Below are 18,643 nucleotides of genomic sequence, written 5' to 3' on the forward strand. Positions count from 1 at the left end.
TCTAGTTGCTTCGCCCACGCGGCGCATCGAACAGGCGGTTCGACAGGGAACCGCCTGTGCTCAACTCACCCAGCACAACCGTCGTCTGCCCGCCGCCGCTGTCATTCACGACCCATTGGCGCAACTGCACCGGGCTGTCGGTGAACTTCATCTGGATATTGCCGTATTCGGGGTTTTCGGGGTCTTGCGCTGTCACAATAGTCGCGGTGCCGTCAAAGTCATGGCCCACCACCATATTCGCCCGCCCAAGGTTGACGTTGCGCGCAAGGATCAGCGACAGCGGCGTACGCCGCAGCGGATAGGTTTCGGGCGGCTGGTTCGATTTGGAATCCGCGATATAGACCGCATTTGCACTGGCCACGACCAGCGATGTGTTGGGGGCGTTGTACTCAAACCGCATCTTGCCCGGGCGCTTGATATAAACCGTGCCAGTATCAATCGTCCCATCATCGTTGATCTGGGTAAAGCTGCCTTGGGCTGTTTTCAGATCGTTGAGATAGCTTGAAATGCTGTTGAGCGGCAGTTTGTCTGCCCATGCTGCTTGTGCCGTCAGGGCCGCAAGGGCCATTGCTGCGATCCGTGTCATCATCTTCATATCGCGCACCTTTCCTGGTCGTCGCCTGTTGTCCCGGATATAGGGCGCAGGCCGACGATATGCGATAGCAACGGTGATCAATGCCCGGCAGTTCCCCGCCGGAGCGGAGTATTCCGGCGGGTTCAGCCCTGTTCTGGCACCAGAATTTCGCGCTTACCCACATGGTTGGCCGCACTCACGACCCCTTCGTCTTCCATCTGTTCCACAAGACGCGCGGCCTTGTTGTACCCGATGGCGAGTTTGCGCTGGATATAGCTGGTCGAACATTTGCGATCCTTGATCACGATGGCAACGGCGGTGTCATAAAGCGCATCCTCGCCATCCGTGTTCCCGCCAAGACCCAACACCGCGTCGATGTTGTTTTCCTTGTCCTCATCCGGCCCTTCCACCACGCCCGACACATAGTCCGGCGCGCCAAAGGCCTTGAGGTGGTTGACGATCTCTTCGACCTCCTCGTCGGACACAAACGGTCCGTGACACCGGGTGATTTTCGCCCCACCGGCCATATAAAGCATGTCACCCATACCCAAGAGCTGCTCGGCCCCCATTTCGCCCAGAATCGTCCGGCTGTCGATTTTGGAGGTTACCTGGAAACTGATCCGCGTGGGGAAGTTCGCCTTGATCGTACCCGTGATCACATCAACCGACGGGCGCTGCGTGGCCATGATCAGGTGAATGCCAGAGGCCCGCGCCATCTGCGCAAGACGCTGGATGCACGCCTCGATCTCTTTGCCCGCGACCATCATCAGGTCGGCCATCTCGTCCACGATCACCACGATATAGGGCATCGCCTCCGGTGCGAATTCCTCGGTTTCAAAGATCGGCTCGCCTGTGTCGTCATCAAACCCGGTCTGCACGGTGCGGCTGAACATCTCGTCCTTGGCCAGCGCCTCTTTGACCCGGCCATTGTAGCCATCAATGTTGCGCACGCCCATCTTGGACATCTTGCGATAACGTTCCTCCATCTCCCCCACGACCCATTTCAGGGCCACAACAGCCTTTTTCGGGTCCGTCACCACGGGCGAGAGTAAATGCGGAATGCCGTCATAAACGCTCAGTTCCAGCATCTTGGGATCGATCATTATCAGGCGACACTCTTCAGGCGTCAGCTTGTAAAGCAGGCTCAGGATCATGGTGTTGATCGCCACCGACTTACCCGAACCCGTGGTCCCGGCAATCAGCAGGTGAGGCATCTTGGCAAGGTTGGCAACCACCGGATCACCGCCAATGTCTTTCCCAAGGGCAAGGGGCAGCTTTTGATTGCCGTCGCCAAAGTCACGGCTCGACAGGATTTCGCGCAAAACCACCTTTTCACGATTTTCATTGGGCAGTTCGATCCCGATCACGGATCGCCCCGGCACGGTCGAAACACGGGCCGACAGCGCCGCCATGGACCGCGCAATATCGTCCGCCAGACCGATCACACGGCTGGCTTTCAAACCCGGTGCAGGCTCAAGTTCATACATCGTGACCACAGGGCCGGGGCGCACCGCAACGATCTCGCCCTTGACGCCATAGTCATCCAGCACGTTTTCAAGCATACGCGCATTTTCTTCGAGGGCCTCGTCGCTCAAGTGATGGCGCTGCACTTCGATCGGGTTTTCAAGCAGGTTCAGCGGCGGCAATTCGAAACCCGGATGGGTGTCCTCGAATTTCAGGGCCGGCTGCGCCTCGGCTTGGGCACGCGTGCTCGGTTGCATGGGTTTGCGCGCAGGCTGCTGCACCACTTTGCGCGGTTCGGCCACGGGAATCGCGGGGACCGCAGCCAAAGGTGCGGGCACGTCGAGTTCTTGCGGCGCATAGTCAGGCTCAACCACCTGATCAACATCCGCGTATGCAGGCGCAGGCGGGGCCGACAACGGCGGCTCAACTCGGCGCAAGGATGCCGCAGCCGTAAGCGGTGGCTCGGGCGGCAACGTCGTGTGCGGCGTCGTGTTCAAGACCAGTGGATCGGGGCCGCGGCCCCGTCCTTTTGTCAGCGGTGCCACGGATTCGGCTTGCACCGCAGGGTTCGACCGTACACGCGACTTGATGACATCGCTGATCTTGTTCTTGATCCGGTCCGCGCCTGGTGCTTCGACCCCATCCACATTGTGATAGGTTTCCACCAGTTCCATCTCAGGCAACTCTTGGGGCACAGGATCAGGACGTTTGATCAACGCAGGCATGCGCGCCAACAGGCCCGTTTTAGCGGGTTCGCCGTAGTCCGTTTCGTCATATTCCGGGATCGACGGTACGCTCGCCGCATAGGCTTCGGCCTCAGCGGCAAGAGCGGCACGCTCGACCTTACGTGCGTTTTGACGATCCTGCATGGCCCGCGCGGCCTGCACGGCCCCGCTCGCCCCGCGACCCAGGACCGTCATAATACCCGCATAGGCGACCACCAGACCGACCAGCATGAACCGGATGCAACGCGCGATTTCAGGCCGGGTAAAGCCCAGAACAAAGGCCCCGAATACCACAATCCCTGCCGCCATGATCAGCGACATCAGCTTGACCGTGAACGCCGACCCGACCGGCAACGCCGTCAGAATAAAGGCCATGACCGTGTCACCAAACAGCCCGCCCAGTCCAAAGCCGTGGGTGGCCTGCCACGCCGCCTCGGGTTGCAGGGTCGCTGCGTAAATGGAGCCGAACGCAATCGCAATCGGGGCAAAGATCAAGCGGCCAAGCGCCCGTTCTGTCCCCAGATGCAGGACAAACCGCGCGCCCCACGCCAGCAACACGATCGCAATCCCGAACACGCCCCACCCGGCAATCATAAACATCGGGGCCGCCAGCGACGCACCCGTGCGCCCCATCCAGTTCTGCACAGGCGCATCCGTCGAGGCCATCCAATTGGGATCGTCCGGCGTGTAGCTCAGCATCATGGCCGCCGCCATAACGCCCACCACAAACAAGCCGATCCCGATCAGCTCGCGGCTGCGTTTTTCGATCGCAGCCTGCATTGTGTGGTCAAAAAGCGGATCACGCCGTGTCTGATATGCCATGCTTCGTCCCTCGTTATTGCGCGGCATAGAGCGTGTCGCGAATGGCCATCAGCCCCCGCTCCGTCTGTGCCTTTGGGGCGACCAGTGCCGCCCGGATATATGTGTCACCGGGGTTCACCCCATCAATTTCGCGCGCCAGATACGCGCCGGGCAAGACCCGGACCCCCGTGGCTTGCCACAGCTTTAGTGCCGCCGCCTCGCCATCCTCGACCGGCAGCCAAAGGAAAAAACCGGCCTCGGGCGCGCTGTATCCCGGTACGCGCCCAAGGATGCGGTCGGCCATGTCGTATTTCTCGTGATACTGCGCGCGGTTATCAATCACGTGGTTCTCATCCGCCCAAACCGCAGCAGCCGCATGTTGCAGCGGGGTGGGCAAAGGTGTGCCCGCATAGGTGCGCAACTGCTTGGCCTCGGCAATGGTGGCAGGCCCGCCAACAATGAAACCCGACCGCAAGCCCGGCAGGTTCGACCGCTTGGACAGCGAATGAAACGCCACAACCCGCTCGGGGTCTGCATCGCCGATACACTCCAGAACACCCACAGGCGGGACATCGCGGTAAATCTCGGAATAGCACTCATCGGCGAAAATCTGGAAATCATAACGCTCGGCCAGCGCAATCAGATCCCGCCAATACTCCGCACCCGCGACAGCACCCTGCGGATTGGCGGGCGAACACATGTAGCAGGCGACCGTGCGGTTCAAAATCGCGGGGTCGACAGACGCATAATCCGGCAAATGCCCCGTCGCAGCCGTGGCAGGCACCAGCACAGGCTCCGCCCCAGCCGAAATCGCGGCCAACATATAGACCTGATAAAACGGATTGGGCATCAGCACCGCAGGGCGCTGGCCGTTCTTGACCTCAGGGCACAAGGCCATACCCGCATTATAAAGCCCCTCGCGGGTCCCGTTCAGCGGCATCACATTGGCGTCCGCGTCCATGGTTACGCCATAGCGACGAGCCAACCAGTCGCAAAACGCCGCACGCAACTCGGGGATACCTTCGTTCGGCGGATAGTTGTTGAAACCCGCCGCATGCTCCGCAATCACATCCGTGACCCAAGCCGGAAAGGCGTGTTTGGGCTCACCGATGGTCATATGAACAACATCACCACCGGGTGCATGCACATCCAACAGTTCGCGCAAACGCGGAAACGCATAAGCCGGAAGGTTCGAAAACCGCTCGGGAAACTTCATAAAACTGCCTCAGGTTCGGGATCATTTGCGCCCCGGTTACGCAATCCTACCCCATGGCCCTGACTCTCGTCCAGAAAAACCACGCCAAATGCACAGCTTGTGGCAAATCCGCCAGCACGCACCTTTCATTGTACCAAAAATATGCCGGGGGGAGTCCGCAAGGACGGGGGCTGGCCCCCCTTAAACATCGCGTCGCGGCACGCGTCCTTGGGATTACGCCAATGCGGCCTCTGCCGCGACACCGACGCGCAGCAGCGCCTCTTCACAGTCGGGTGCACCCATCAGCATGATACCGCAACTTGGTACCCCCGTTGGCAAGGTCAGCGCGCAAATACCCATCAGGTTGCCAATCCGGGTGTTGCGCAGGGCCAAAAGGTTCTCGGTTTTGTAATACGCGCTATCAGCATTCAATCGCTCGAGGTTCGGGGGCAGGATCGGCGCCGTCGGTGCAAGGATGGCATCAAAGCCTGTAGCGGCGGCATCCCATGCGGCCCGCGCAGCGTCCAATTGCGCCCATGCTGCATTGTAGTCCGGCGCGCTGAAGGCCCCTCCAAGACGGAAACGCTCCAGAATTTCGGAATACATCGCATCCGGGTTGGCCTCGATCACATCGCGCCACAGCCCATAGACTTCGCCGGGCAGCAAGGGGCCTGTATTCTCCATCGCACCGACAACTTCAGGCACTTCAAGGGGTTCGATAGTGGCCCCTGCGGCCCGTAACCGCTCAAGCGCGAACTGATAGGCCGCCATAGGGGCGTCTCGGACATCATCCAGAACGACGGTCTGAAGTGCCGCAAAACGTTTACCGCGCAGATCAGCGCCGCGCAAATCGGCAACACGCCCTCCCTCCAGAATGGCCAGCAGTGCGGCGGCATCCTCGACCGTGCGGGTCAATGGGCCCACCGTATCGAATTTGAGGCTCAGCGGCACACAGCCCTCTATCGAGACACGACCCGCAGTCGTTTTCAGGCCCACCATATCATTCCATGCCGCCGGAATACGCACGGACCCGCCCGTATCCGACCCGATCGCCGCCGGGGCCAGCCCAAACGCGACCGAGGCCGCCGCACCGGACGATGACCCCCCCGGCACCGCGGCATCATCATTCACGCAAGGCGGCGTCGCGGTGGAGGGATTGTAGCCCAACCCCGAAAACGCCAACTCGCTCATATGCGTTTTGCCCAGACAGACCAGCCCCATGGCCGTCGCATTGCGCAACGCGACCGCATCCGCGTCCGGCACGCGGCCCACCAACAGCTTTGATCCCGCTTCGGTTCCGACCCCTGCGGTGTCAAACAGGTCCTTCCAGCTCAGCGGCACCCCGTCCAGCGGCGACAGGCGCGCGCCCGTCTTGGTGCGGTCGGAGGCGGCCTGCGCTTCGGCCATCGCGCGATCTTCGGTCACGCGCGCATAGATCCGGTCACGCAAGGGATGGGCGTTGATGCGGTCGAAAAACGCATGCGCAAGGTTCACCGGATCAATCTCGCCCGCGCCAATGGCCCGCCCCAGATCACTCGCGCTTTTGCTTAACCACTCTTGCATCACATCCTCCGTCAGTCAGGGCGACGGTAGCGACGTCGCAACGCATGGACAATCCTTGGAACGCGCCCATATTGCACAGCATGAAATATGACAGCGACATCCTGATCATCGGCGGCGGGCTTTCGGGGCCGATCCTTGCCATTGCCCTGGCCCAGACGGGACACGATGTGACGGTGATTGACGCCCTTGACGAAAAGGTGCGCAAGAACGCCGCCTTTGACGGGCGCAGCTATGCAGTGGCGCTGACCTCGCAACGTCTGCTCGACGGGATCGGCGTGTGGGACAGTATCGCAGAACAGACCCAACCCATTCTTGAGATCAAAGTGTCCGACGGGCGCGCAGGCCAAGGCCCCTCCCCCTTTTTCATGCACTTTGATCACGCCGAGATCGAAGAAGGGCCGATGGGTCACATGGTGCAAGACCGCCACCTGCGCCGCGCCTTGCTTGACGCGATGTCGAACACATCCGGTGTGGCACATCTGGCAGGCGAAACGGTGACGAGCCAGCAAATCGTGGCGGGCGGCGCATCGGTTACATTGGCGTCTGGCAGGACATTGACAGGGCGCATGATTGTCGGCGCAGATGGACGTGGCAGCGGCACCGCCACACGCGCGGGCATCAAGCGCACCGGGTGGGGGTATGAACAAACCGCGCTGGTTTGCGCCATTGCCCATGAAAAGCCACATAACGGCATTGCCCACCAGTTCTTTATGCCTTCGGGCCCGCTTGCGATCCTGCCCTTGCCCGGCAATGTGAGTTCTATTGTCTGGAGCGAGACAGCCCAGAATGCTGCCGCCTTTGAAGCACTTTCGGACGAGGATTATCTGACCATGCTGCGCCCACGCTTTGGCGATTTTCTGGGCGAGATCAGCCTTGCCGGGCAGCGCTTCAGCTATCCACTGTCCCTGTCGCTTGCCGCGCATCTGGTGGCGGATCGCGTGGCGCTGATCGGGGATGCCGCTCACGGTGTGCACCCCATCGCAGGTCAGGGCCTGAATGCAGGGATGCGTGATATCGCCGCCCTCGCCGAAGTGATCACCGATGCCACCCGGCGCGGCGAAGACCTTGGCAGCGCGGCCGTTCTGGCCCGTTACGAGCAATGGCGCCGGTTCGACAACACGGCACTCGCCGTGGCCACAGACGGCTTTAACAAGCTGTTTTCAAACGATAACACCGTGGTACGCGGTGTGCGTGACATCGGTATGGCCCTCGTCAATGCCCTGCCCCGCCTGCGGCGCAGCTTCATTCGCGAAGCGGCGGGGCTGACAGGCGATTTGCCCCGGTTGATGAAAGGGCAATCCTTGTAAACAGGGCGGACGACACGTCCGCCTTACAGGGGTGTCAGTCAATCTTGCGCGCCTCATCCACCAGCATCACAGGGATCCCGTTGCGGATCGGATAGGCCAGATGCGCACTGTCCGAGATCAATTCCTGCGCCGCCCCGTCATAGCGTAGTGTCGCGTGGGTCTGCGGACAGATCAGCGCTTCCAGCATCCGACGGTCCACGTCTGTACTCATTGCATCATATCCCCTTCACCACTGCGCATTTCAAATTCGATCAGTGTCACCAGCGTTTCACGCCGGGTACTGAGTGAGGGCGCTTCCAGCAGCGCCTGTTTGTCTTCGGGGTCGAAATCCAGCATCATCGACAGCGAATTGATCAGCAACTCGTCCTCCGCATCCTTCAGCGTTTCCCAATCGGCAGAGAGGGACCTCGCATCAAAGTATCGGCCCAAAAGATCAAGAAACATCGGCCGATCAAAGCGCACGTCCTCTTCGGTCTTGCCCCTATCCCGGTCAAACCCGTTCCAGTTCACTTCACATTTGCGATAAGGCGCGAACCCCTCGACTTCGTTGACCACCCGGAAGCGGGAGATACCCGACAGCGTGATCAGGTATCTATTGTCCTCAGTCTCGGAAAACTGCGTGATCCGGCCCGCGCAGCCAATGGTATGCAGCCCCGATCCGGACCGCCCTGCGATCTCGTTGGGTTGCACCATTCCGATCAGCCGCCCCGGTGTCTTGAGCGCATCATCCATCATCTGCAAATAGCGCGGCTCGAAAATATGGAGGGGCAATCGGGATCGCGGCAACAGCAGCGCGCCCGGCAGAGGAAATACCGGGATCGCTCCGGGAAGGTCATTCACCTTGATCATACAGTGTCAGCTAGCCCGCCAAGTGGCTCAGGCAAATATCATTGAGCTTAAACGTCGCCGCCCGTTCAACACGACCGGGTCGTTGGGCTTGAGTGCATCGAACACGGTGAACAATTGCGCCTTGGCAGCCCCGTCATTCCATTCCTTGTCCTTGCCAAAGATCGTCAGCAATTCGTCCACCGCCGCCTCGGCGTCTCCACTCGCGTGCAGGGCCTGAGCCAGATCGAAACGCGCTTGCAGATCGTCCGGAGATGCCTCGACCGCGGCGCGCAATTCGGCCACCGGGCCTGCATCTGCGGCTTGGCGCGCCAGTTGCAACTGGGCGTGTGCCGCCTCCAGCTCGGGCGCGGTCGAGATTTCGGCAGGGGCCCCATTCAGGATCGCCTCGGCCTGATCCAGATCATCCATCGCGATATGGGCGCGCACCAGTCCGCCATAGGCACCCGCATGGGCGGGCTCTTCGCCCAGAATGGCCGCAAAGGTTTGTGCGGCATCAACGGCCGCCCCTTCGCTCAGCATGTCCTCGGCCGCCTCAACCGCATCATTCAGGCCGTCACCGGGGGCCTCGCCACCGGATGCCTTGATGACACGCTCGATGAAAGCGGTGATTTCCGATCCAGGCTGCGCGCCCTGAAACCCATCAACCGGCTGTCCTTTCCAGAAAGCATAGACCGTCGGAATGGATTGCACCTGCAACTGGCCCGCAATCATCTGGGCCTCGTCCACGTTGACCTTGACCATCTTGACCGCGCCTTTGGCCGCCTTCACGGCATCCTCAAGCATGGGGCCCAAGGTCTTGCACGGTCCGCACCACGGGGCCCAGAAGTCCACGATAACGGGCACGGTCTGGCTCATCTCGACGACATCGGCCATGAAGGTGGCCTCTGATCCATCCTTGATCAGGTCGGCATCAGCGGGCCCACTGGACAGTCCCAAATCAATCATCACTTCATCCTCATTCTTGGCTTGGGGGTTATATGGACCCCCGCGCCCCGGAATCAAAGGTCATTCAAAGGTCAAAGGTGGCAAAGACCGGGGCGTGGTCACTTGGTTTTTCCCAACCGCGCACATCGCGCAACACACGGCTGGAATGAGCTACACCGGCAATATCGGAGGTCGCCCACACGTGATCAAGGCGGCGCCCCTTGTCGGCGGCATCCCAATCCTTGGCGCGATAGGACCACCAGGAATAGAGCAACCCTTCGGGGATATCCTTGCGGGTGACATCCACCCAGTCGCCCGCATCCTGAACTGCACTCAGGTGATCAACTTCGATCGGGGTGTGGCTGACGATCTTGAGGAGTTGCTTGTGGCTCCAGACGTCATCCTCGCGCGGGGCGATGTTGAGATCGCCGACGAGGATGGATTTTTGGGGCTTGGATGCGGCAAAATGGTCGCGCATTTCGGTCAGGTAGTCGAGCTTCTGGCCAAACTTGATGTTCTTTTCGCGGTCCGGCACGTCACCGCCCGCAGGGACATAGAAATTGTGGATGGTGACCCCATTCTCCAGACGGCCTGCGATGTGCCGCGCATGACCGAGTGCGGCGAAGTCTTCGGCTCCGGCCTCTTCCATCGGCAGTTTGGACAGGATCGCAACACCATTATAGCCTTTGTCGCCACGTGCGACCATGTGCGTGTAGCCGAGCGCGTTGAACCCCTCGCGGGGGATCTTGTCGACCGGGCTCTTGCACTCTTGTAGGCACAGAACGTCCGGCGCTTGTTCCTCAAGCAGTTTAAGGACAATCGGTTCGCGCAGGCGCACTGAATTGATGTTCCAGGTGGCGAGGGTGAAGGGCATATTGGCAGACTCCGGTCCGAGTAGGGCGGGCAGACCCTAGCCCGCCCCATGGAGCGGCACCAGCCCGAATGAAGCGCATTGTGATACGGATCGGCATTGGCGGGAATGCGCCGCTTGCAATCGGCCGCGTACGTCGCCCTTGCTATTATATGAAACGGGGCCTATGTGGGCGGTGCGACGTTACCACTATCGACCTCACTGCTCCTTTCATCGGCTCAGTCTTGCGATCTTGTTCTGACTTAGCCGACCTGCCGCATTCTGCGGGCAGTACTTGAAAAGGAAAAAATGACATGGCCACTGGTACAGTCAAATGGTTCAACACAACTAAAGGCTTCGGCTTTATCGCGCCCGACGGCGGCAGCAAAGATGTGTTCGTACACATCTCTGCGGTTGAGCGCGCCGGCCTCACAGGTCTGGCAGACAACCAAAAAGTGACATTCGACATTGAAGCCGGCCGTGATGGCCGCGAAAGCGCGTCGAACATCGCACTGGCATAAGCCAACGCCGGCCCAATCCGGGCCACCAGGACTTCAGAAAGGCGCATCCATCCGGGTGCGCCTTTTTCGTGTCCGGTCGGCGGACAAAAAAAGGCCCGGGCACGCGGCCCGGGCAAGTCCAACAGGGAGGTGCATGTTTTGCCGCAACGCGGCCCCGACATGCGCGGGTATCTGGAATGAACCTGGATCAGCGCAAAAGGTGGAGTGCTGGTCCAGATCAATGTCAGGCTATCAGACGATACCCACCGGATTCGGTCACAAGAAGGCGCGCATTTGACGGATCGGGTTCAATTTTCTGGCGCAGGCGGTAAATGTGGGTCTCAAGTGTATGCGTCGTCACCCCCGCATTATACCCCCACACTTCGTGCAAAAGCACATCGCGCGCCACCACGCCTTCGGTTGAACGGTAGAGAAACTTGAGAATATTCGTCTCTTTCTCGGTCAGGCGGATTTTCTTGTCGTCCTCGGTGATCAGCATCTTGACCGAGGGCTTGAACGTGTATGGCCCAAGGGTAAACACGGCATCCTCGGATTGCTCGTGCTGGCGCAGCTGGGCGCGGATACGGGCCAGAAGAACAGGAAATTTGAAGGGCTTGCTGACATAATCATTCGCGCCCGCATCAAGGCCCAGAATGGTATCGGCATCGGTGTCATGGCCGGTCAGCATCAAAATCGGGGACTTCACGCCCTGCTTGCGCATCACCCGGCACAATTCGCGTCCGTCTGTGTCGGGCAGACCCACATCAAGGATCACGAGGTCATAAATCGCTTCCTTGGCCTTGATCAACGCGTCCTGACCGTTGCCCGCCTCGAAGACATCGAAGTCCTCGGTCATGATAAGCTGTTCGCTCAGCGCTTCGCGCAGATCCTCGTCATCATCGACCAGCAGAATCTTCTTGAGTTGTGCCATCGGTCCCGTCTCCTTCTCTTGTCGGAGACGCGGTCCCCGGCTTCGTGTTGAAAGATAGATGAGGGTCCGCAGCGATTTGAGCAAGTTTTCACAGTTTGTCTCACGCCCATGTGTGGGCATCACGGCAATTGTTTCAATTCCGGGGGGTTTTGCGTATGTCGGGTGTAACGGATTTTGGATTTTGTAACATGGGCCTCGCCCCCGACATCATCGAAACACTCGCGCGCGCACGTGCTGACCTACGCATGGGTGTGCCCGTGGTCCTTTTGGGCACGCCAAGCATGGTCGTAGTTCCGGTCGAAACGCTGTCGACAGAGCGGTTGGTGGCCATGCGCACGCTGGACGGGGAGAGCGTTCTGGCGCTGAGCGGGCGACGCGCAGAAACCCTCAAGGCGCGGGCCTATGACGGTGATGTCGCGCGGATTACGCTGCCGCGGGATGCCACATTGACCTGGTTGCAGGCGCTTGCGGACCCCGCCGACGATCTGAATACACCCATGAAAGGTCCGCTCAACAGTGTTCGCGGCGGCGATGCGACTCCCCACAAAACGGCCATCCAGTTGTGCAAATCCGCCCGATTACTGCCGGCGGCCCTGTGCGCGCAGGTGACGGACGGCCTTGCGATAGCGATGGAATACGGGCTGACGGCGGTATCACTAGCGCTGGTGGTGCCCTTAATGACGACAGGCAGCCCCTTGCATCCGGTCGTGCATGCCCGCCTGCCGATTGACGCGTCCGAGGCCGGGCGGCTCCATGTGTTCCGTCCCGAGGACGGGGGCGAGGAACATTACGCCATTGAAATCGGTCGCCCTGACCGAAGCGCGCCCGTGCTGACCCGATTGCATTCGGCCTGTTTCACCGGTGATGTCATGGGCAGCCTGAAATGTGACTGCGGCCCGCAATTACGCGGCGCGTTGGCACAAATGGGGGCTGAGGGCACCGGCGTGCTGCTATACCTCAACCAAGAGGGGCGCGGCATCGGTCTGGCCAACAAAATGCGGGCCTATGCGTTGCAGAACCAGGGCTTTGATACGGTCGAGGCCAATCACCGCCTTGGGTTTGAGGATGATGAGCGGGACTTTCGCCTCGGCTCTGACATTTTGAAGTCACTGGGCTTTTCGTCTGTGCGCCTGCTGACCAACAACCCCACCAAGGTGGCCATGATGGAGGCAAGCGGGGTGCAGGTGACCGAACGCGTCCCCCTGAAGGTTGGCGAAAATCGATTCAATCGGGACTATCTGGCGACCAAAGCCGCCAAATCGGGGCATTTGCTGTGAGAGGGGCGCACGACACGTGCGCCTTACGTGCGCATGACCCCATATGATCTTGTGTTGACCCCCCGCGGTCTGCGCTTTGGTGGCCGTCTGTTTCCCTGCACCATCGGACGCGGCGGCATTTCTGCGCGCAAGCGAGAGGGCGACGGGGCGACACCGACGGGCACCCACCGGATCGTCGGGATGCTGTTTCGCCCGGATCGGATCGCACCCCCAACGGATTGGGCTGTTCCGATCCGGCCGGGCGATCTGTGGTCTGATGACCCAAAGGCAGAGGACTATAATCAAATGGTTCGGGGTCCCTATGCGCACAGCCACGAAACTTTGAGGCGCGCAGACCCGTTATACGATCTGGTGATCCTGACAGATTGGAACTGGCCCTATGCGGTGGCAGGGCGCGGCTCCGCCATCTTCATTCACCGTTGGCGGCGTCCCGGCTATCCGACCGAGGGGTGCATCGGCCTCGATCCGCAGCATTTGGCTTGGATTGCGCCACGGATCACCTATCAGACACGGCTGATCGTGCGCTGATCAGCCCTGCGTGGTACGCGCGCCAAAGATTGCGGACCCAACCCGCACATGGGTTGCCCCAAGCGCGATTGCCGATGCGAAATCCGAGCTCATCCCCATGGACAGCCCCGACAGGCCATTACGCGCCGCAATCTTGGCAAGCAGTGCAAAATGCAGCGATGGTTCTTCATCGATTGGGGGGATGCACATCAATCCCTGCACCGGCAAATCAAGCGCGCGGCACTCGGCCACGAACGCATCTGCCTCGGTCGGTAGGACGCCTGCTTTTTGATCCTCCTCCCCGGTATTTACCTGAATAAACAGATCGGGGCATTGGCCAATCTCTTGGGCTACACGGGCAATGGTCTTGGCGAGTTTGGGGCGATCGACCGCGTGGATAGCCTGACACAGTTCCATCGCCTGGCGGACTTTGTTGGATTGCAGCGGCCCGATCAGGTGAACATCAATGTCACCATAGGTCTCGCGGAAATCCGGCCATTTGCCTGCGGCCTCCTGCACCCGGTTTTCCCCAAAGACCCGGTGGCCTTGATCGAGGACAGCCGCAACGCGTTCATTGGGCTGCACCTTGCTGACAGCGATCAGAGTGACAGAGCCGGGGGCACGGTCTGCTTGGGCCTCGGCATCGGCAATTTGCCGTTTGATTTCGCTGAGGGACATGGCGCGTACCTTTGGCTGTAAGGACCTGTGGCACCGAATTAACACCCCATTCCAGCGGACGAAAGAGGCGCAAAAGAAAAGGGGCGAACCAAAGGCCCGCCCCAAAACTTCAGATGTGTTCAACTCTTAGAAGTTGAAGACCACACCCAGGTCAGCAACTGTGTCGCCGTCTGTCGCTTGGCCAACACCGCCGCGCAGGGACACGCCGCCACCCAGACCGTGCTGGAAGCCGATTGCGACTGTTTCGTCGTCTGCATCGTTACCCGAGTCAGCAAAAGCGAAACGGATGTCTGTGGATGCGCCAACGTCGTACTTGACCGAGAAGCCGTACGATGTGTCGTCGTTTTTGTCCTGGTCAGCGATCAGGATCGAGAACGCGAATGCGCCCAGCTCACCGTCAAAGGACAGGGCCCAGAAGTCGTTGTCGACTGTCTGTGTTGTCACGGAAGCGCCTGTTGCAACTGTTGTGACAGTTGTGTCCTGCTCTTCTGTACCGAACACAACACCGGCGGAGTAGTTGCCGAAGTTATAGCCGAAACCGATTTGATACTCGGTGTCGTCTTCAACCAGCGTGGATGTACCCGCAGCTGTGTCGGTTGTTGTGGTCTCCAGATCGTCTGTCAACGATGCCGACACAGTGAAGTCACCCACTTGGTAACGCAGTTTCACTGTTGGGCGAATGTCGTCTGTACCTGTGCCGAAGCCAGTAGTTGGCAGGCCGATGCCGGACGACTGTTCAGCGAACGATGTCAAACCAACGCCGAAGCCGTAGTAGTTAACAACGTCACCGGAGTCGATCACGTTGGAAACGTGGCCCACGTCCAAGCGGAGACCGCCTGTGGACACAGCGAAGCCAGCTGCGGAGTTGTTCGCAACGCTGCCTGTGCCGTCAGCATTATCGTCTGTCTGGAAACGGATACGACCTTCGAATTCCAGGCCGTTGTCCGACGTGGTTGTGCCGGTCGCTGTCAGACGGAAACGCTGTTCAATCCGTACATCTTCGTCCGCACCATCATCATAGAACAAGCCAAAACGACCGAAGCCGCCAAAGCTGATTTCCGCTGCTGCCATGCCGGTTGTGGCGATCAGAGCGGTTGTAGCAAAGAGAACTTTTTTCATGAGTTTTCCCTCGGTTTTCAATTCACACGCCCTAACCGGGGAATCCGGTGAGGGGATGAGAGGTGTTTCACTCATTTGACCGCACACCTCAAGCAACGCATGAACCCACACCTTAATTCCGCCATGGTTGGTGCAGCTTTGCCACAGTCCGTCTGACACTCTCTATGGGCACCCATCACGTCTGCGCCTTGCGGGGTGAATTCAACTTGTCTATCACAGGCGCAAAGAATTGACGTTGCGGGGCAGGTTCATGGGTATTTCTCAGTCTAAAGGACGCTTTACGAGGCACGCATTGCTGCTGTGCGCCTTGGTGGCGATGGCAGGATGTGGCCAAACCTTTACATCACCGGGGTCGACCGACATCGATACCGACAGCGATATCGCCCGGGTTCGACAGGGTGCGGGGGGTACGACTCTGGGCGAGGCATTGCGCTCACGCCGCAATCAGGAAGCGATCGTCAAAGTTAACAAATATATCTGGTCCGCCTCGATCCAGGTTCTGGACTTTCTGCCCATTCAGACGGTCGACCCGTTCACCGGCGTGATTGTGACCGGATTTGGCACCCCGCCCAGTGGCGGACGCGCTTACCGCGCCACCGTGCTGATCAGTGACCCGGCCCTTGATGCCCGGTCGCTGAACGTCGCATTGCAAACCCGCAATGGCCCGGCCAGTGCCGCCGCCGTGCGCGCCGTCGAGGATGCGATCCTGACGCGCGCCCGTCAGTTGCGGATTGCGGACAACCGGCTCTAGCCCCTTTTCGCGCCTTCTATTCCACACTATGACAAGCGCCGGGCCCACCAGCCCGGCGTTTTCATGTCCAAGATCAGGATCAGTTTTCCCATGCCCACCTATTCCCCGCCCGAGATCGAAGCCCGCTGGCAAAAGGCATGGGAAGAGGCCGATGTGTTCAAGGCCCGTCGCAGCGCGGACAAACCCAAATATTATGTGCTCGAGATGTTCCCCTATCCGTCGGGACGCATCCACATGGGCCACGTGCGCAACTACACGATGGGCGACGTGATCGCGCGCTACAAGCTCGCTACCGGGCATAATGTGCTGCACCCGATGGGCTGGGATGCCTTTGGAATGCCTGCCGAAAATGCGGCCATGGCCATTGGCGGCCATCCCAAGACGTGGACCTATGACAATATTGCGGACATGCGCGGCCAGATGAAACCCTTGGGACTGTCCATCGACTGGTCCCGCGAGTTCGCTACCTGCGATCCCGAATATTACGGCCAGCAGCAATCCCTGTTCCTCGACTTTCTTGAGGCCGGTCTTGTCTACCGCAAGAATGCGCAGGTGAACTGGGATCCGGTCGATATGACCGTGCTGGCCAACGAACAGGTCATCGACGGCAAGGGCTGGCGCTCGGGGGCAGAGGTCGAACGACGCGAGTTGACCCAGTGGTTCTTCAAGATCTCCGACATGGCGGGCGAGTTGAAATCTGCCCTTGATGGGCTGGACAACTGGCCCGCCAAGGTGCGGCTGATGCAGGAAAACTGGATCGGCGAAAGCCGGGGCATCGACATCCCCTTCGTGCGCACCGATGACGCAGGCACGATCCGTTGCTATTCCACGCGCCCCGACACGATGCGCGGCGCGTCCTTCATCGCTGTCTCGCCCGATCACCCGGTTGCCAAATCGCTTGAGGCCGACAACCCCGACCTTGCCGCCTTTATCGATGAGTGCCGCAAGATGGACACAACCGAAGCGGCGATGGAAAAGGCCGAAAAGAAAGGGATCGACACGGGCGTGCGCGTCAAACACCCGGTCTATGACGGCGTCGAACTGCCCGTCTGGATCGGCAATTTCGTGTTGATGGACTATGGCACCGGCGCAGTCTTTGGCTGCCCAGCCCACGACCAGCGCGATCTGGACTTTGCGCGCAAATACGACCTGCCCGTGCGCAACGCCTTTCACATGCCCGGCAACCCGGTTGAGGTTGAAAGCGAAGCCCTCGTGCCCGCCAAGACCGAAACGGTCGTCTATATCGACCACTTCGCAGGCATCACCGAAACCACCAGCCAACACGGCATCGACGCCACCATTGATTATTTCGAGGCGCATGATCTGGGCGAGGGCCAGACCCAATACCGCCTGCGCGACTGGGGCCTTTCGCGCCAACGCTATTGGGGCTGTCCCATTCCGGTCGTGCATTGTGAGGACTGCGGCGTAGTCCCGGAGAAAAAGGAAAACCTGCCGGTCGAATTACCTGACGACGTGACCTTCGACATCCCCGGCAACCCGCTGGATCGTCACCCGACGTGGCGCGACACCCCCTGCCCGTCCTGTGGCAAACCGGCGAAGCGCGAGACGGACACGATGGACACATTCGTGGACAGCTCGTGGTATTTTGCCCGCTTCACTGCGCCGCGCGCCGACACGCCCACCAATTTGGATGATGCGGCCTATTGGATGAACGTGGACCAGTATATCGGGGGGATTGAGCACGCGATCCTGCACCTGCTCTATTCCCGGTTCTTTGCACGGGCGATGCGGATCACGGGGCACCTGCCGCAGGGCTGTGAGGAACCGTTCGATGCACTGTTCACGCAAGGCATGGTCACGCACGAGATATACCTGACCCAGGACGACAAGGGCCGCCCCGTCTATCACCTGCCCGAGGACGTGACAGACGGCAAACTCAGCGACGGCACCGAGGTCGAGATCATCCCCTCCGCCAAAATGTCCAAGTCGAAAAAGAACGTAGTCGACCCGCTTGGGATCATCGCGTCCTACGGGGCGGACACGGCGCGCTGGTTCGTGTTGTCCGACAGCCCGCCCGAACGGGACGTGGAATGGACGGCGTCGGGGGCCGAGGCGGCTTATAAACACCTCACCCGCGTCTGGAACATCTGCGACCGGATCGGCGCAATGGACAAGGAGGCAAGCGGCGAGGGCGACAACGACCTGCTGCGCGCCATGCACAAGACGATCCATGACGTGACGCTCGGGGTCGAATCCTTTGGGTTCAACGCCGCCATCGCCAGACTCTACGGCTTTACCGCAACCTTGCAGAAATCCAAGGCCAGCCACAAAGCCCAACGCGAGGCGATTATGACGCTTGCGCAACTCATGGCCCCCATGACGCCGCATCTGGCCGAAGACATCTGGGCGCATCAAGGCGGGGCAGGGCTGGTCACCACCGCGCCATGGCCGGTCGCGGATGAAAAAATGCTGGTCTCGGACACGGTCACCCTGCCCATCCAGATCAACGGCAAACGGCGGGGCGAACTGACGGTACCCGCAGACCTCGACAAAGCAGAGGTTGAAAAGCAGGCGCTTGCGACCCAAGCTGTGCAAAAGGCGCTGGATGGCGGATCACCCAAAAAGGTGATTGTCGTGCCGGGGCGCATCGTCAACGTGGTGATCTGA

At 60.1% G+C, this 18,643-nt stretch carries 17 protein-coding genes; 6 read left to right on the plus strand and 11 right to left on the minus strand.

Annotated elements, in window-relative coordinates:
* Position 1: 1 nt before the first annotated feature.
* From Q0859_RS01650 to Q0859_RS01665, 4 genes are all read right to left on the minus strand, one after another.
* Entirely contained in the window at positions 2-595 is a 594-nt protein-coding gene (locus Q0859_RS01650; RefSeq protein WP_299147119.1) for an outer membrane lipoprotein carrier protein LolA, read from the minus strand.
* A gap of 122 nt (positions 596-717) precedes the next feature.
* Positions 718-3,585 carry a DNA translocase FtsK gene (locus Q0859_RS01655; RefSeq protein WP_299147120.1) on the minus strand — a complete coding sequence of 956 codons (2,868 nt, stop codon included), beginning with the start codon at positions 3,583-3,585 and terminating at the stop codon, positions 718-720.
* A gap of 13 nt (positions 3,586-3,598) precedes the next feature.
* Entirely contained in the window at positions 3,599-4,780 is a 1,182-nt protein-coding gene (locus tag Q0859_RS01660; protein ID WP_299147121.1) for an aminotransferase class I/II-fold pyridoxal phosphate-dependent enzyme, read from the minus strand.
* Between the two features lie 213 nt (positions 4,781-4,993).
* Positions 4,994-6,322, minus strand: coding sequence for an amidase family protein (locus tag Q0859_RS01665; RefSeq protein WP_299147123.1), 1,329 nt, complete (start codon positions 6,320-6,322; stop codon positions 4,994-4,996).
* A gap of 80 nt (positions 6,323-6,402) precedes the next feature.
* On the opposite strand from Q0859_RS01665, the gene Q0859_RS01670 reads away from it, so the two are divergent.
* The gene (locus Q0859_RS01670; RefSeq protein WP_299147124.1) at positions 6,403-7,629 is read left to right on the plus strand and encodes an FAD-dependent monooxygenase; all 1,227 of its coding nucleotides are present in this window, start codon (positions 6,403-6,405) and stop codon (positions 7,627-7,629) included.
* A gap of 34 nt (positions 7,630-7,663) precedes the next feature.
* Here Q0859_RS01670 and Q0859_RS01675 read toward each other — a convergent pair whose 3' ends face one another.
* The 4 genes from Q0859_RS01675 to Q0859_RS01690 form a co-directional block, all read right to left on the minus strand.
* Positions 7,664-7,840 (minus strand): Trm112 family protein, encoded by a 177-nt coding sequence (locus tag Q0859_RS01675; protein WP_299147126.1) that lies wholly within the window; start codon positions 7,838-7,840, stop codon positions 7,664-7,666.
* Entirely contained in the window at positions 7,837-8,478 is a 642-nt protein-coding gene (locus Q0859_RS01680; RefSeq protein ID WP_299147127.1) for an LON peptidase substrate-binding domain-containing protein, read from the minus strand. Before Q0859_RS01680 ends, Q0859_RS01675 begins: the two co-directional genes overlap by 4 nt.
* 27 nt (positions 8,479-8,505) lie before the next feature.
* Positions 8,506-9,423, minus strand: coding sequence for a thioredoxin (gene trxA, locus Q0859_RS01685; RefSeq protein ID WP_299147128.1), 918 nt, complete (start codon positions 9,421-9,423; stop codon positions 8,506-8,508).
* 64 nt (positions 9,424-9,487) lie between these two features.
* On the minus strand, positions 9,488-10,276 hold the full coding sequence (locus Q0859_RS01690; RefSeq protein ID WP_299147129.1) for an exodeoxyribonuclease III: 789 nt from the start codon (positions 10,274-10,276) through the stop codon (positions 9,488-9,490).
* 290 nt (positions 10,277-10,566) lie between these two features.
* On the opposite strand from Q0859_RS01690, the gene Q0859_RS01695 reads away from it, so the two are divergent.
* Positions 10,567-10,773 (plus strand): cold-shock protein, encoded by a 207-nt coding sequence (locus tag Q0859_RS01695; protein WP_005851393.1) that lies wholly within the window; start codon positions 10,567-10,569, stop codon positions 10,771-10,773.
* Positions 10,774-10,996: 223 nt separating this feature from the next.
* Here the strand turns inward: Q0859_RS01695 and Q0859_RS01700 are convergent, their stop codons facing one another.
* Complete coding sequence (locus Q0859_RS01700; RefSeq protein ID WP_299147132.1) at positions 10,997-11,683, minus strand: response regulator transcription factor; 687 nt, start codon at positions 11,681-11,683, stop codon at positions 10,997-10,999.
* A gap of 188 nt (positions 11,684-11,871) precedes the next feature.
* Here Q0859_RS01700 and ribA point away from each other — a divergent pair, with 188 nt between their 5' ends.
* Positions 11,872-12,960 carry a GTP cyclohydrolase II gene (ribA, locus tag Q0859_RS01705; RefSeq protein WP_299147133.1) on the plus strand — a complete coding sequence of 363 codons (1,089 nt, stop codon included), beginning with the start codon at positions 11,872-11,874 and terminating at the stop codon, positions 12,958-12,960.
* A 33-nt stretch (positions 12,961-12,993) separates the two neighbouring features.
* The gene (locus Q0859_RS01710; RefSeq protein ID WP_299147134.1) at positions 12,994-13,488 is read left to right on the plus strand and encodes a L,D-transpeptidase family protein; all 495 of its coding nucleotides are present in this window, start codon (positions 12,994-12,996) and stop codon (positions 13,486-13,488) included.
* Here the strand turns inward: Q0859_RS01710 and Q0859_RS01715 are convergent, their stop codons facing one another.
* The gene (locus Q0859_RS01715) at positions 13,489-14,145 is read right to left on the minus strand and encodes a YggS family pyridoxal phosphate-dependent enzyme (RefSeq protein WP_299147136.1); all 657 of its coding nucleotides are present in this window, start codon (positions 14,143-14,145) and stop codon (positions 13,489-13,491) included. It abuts the gene before it with no gap.
* 126 nt (positions 14,146-14,271) lie between these two features.
* Entirely contained in the window at positions 14,272-15,264 is a 993-nt protein-coding gene (locus Q0859_RS01720) for a porin (RefSeq protein WP_299147137.1), read from the minus strand.
* A gap of 292 nt (positions 15,265-15,556) precedes the next feature.
* On the opposite strand from Q0859_RS01720, the gene Q0859_RS01725 reads away from it, so the two are divergent.
* Positions 15,557-16,015: a DUF3576 domain-containing protein gene (locus tag Q0859_RS01725; protein WP_299147138.1), complete on the plus strand. Its 459-nt coding sequence runs from the start codon at positions 15,557-15,559 to the stop codon at positions 16,013-16,015.
* A gap of 90 nt (positions 16,016-16,105) precedes the next feature.
* Positions 16,106-18,643: a leucine--tRNA ligase gene (leuS, locus tag Q0859_RS01730; RefSeq protein WP_299147508.1), complete on the plus strand. Its 2,538-nt coding sequence runs from the start codon at positions 16,106-16,108 to the stop codon at positions 18,641-18,643.

Origin of the sequence: uncultured Tateyamaria sp., assembly GCF_947497045.1 — a bacterium.
GTDB lineage: Bacteria > Pseudomonadota > Alphaproteobacteria > Rhodobacterales > Rhodobacteraceae > Tateyamaria.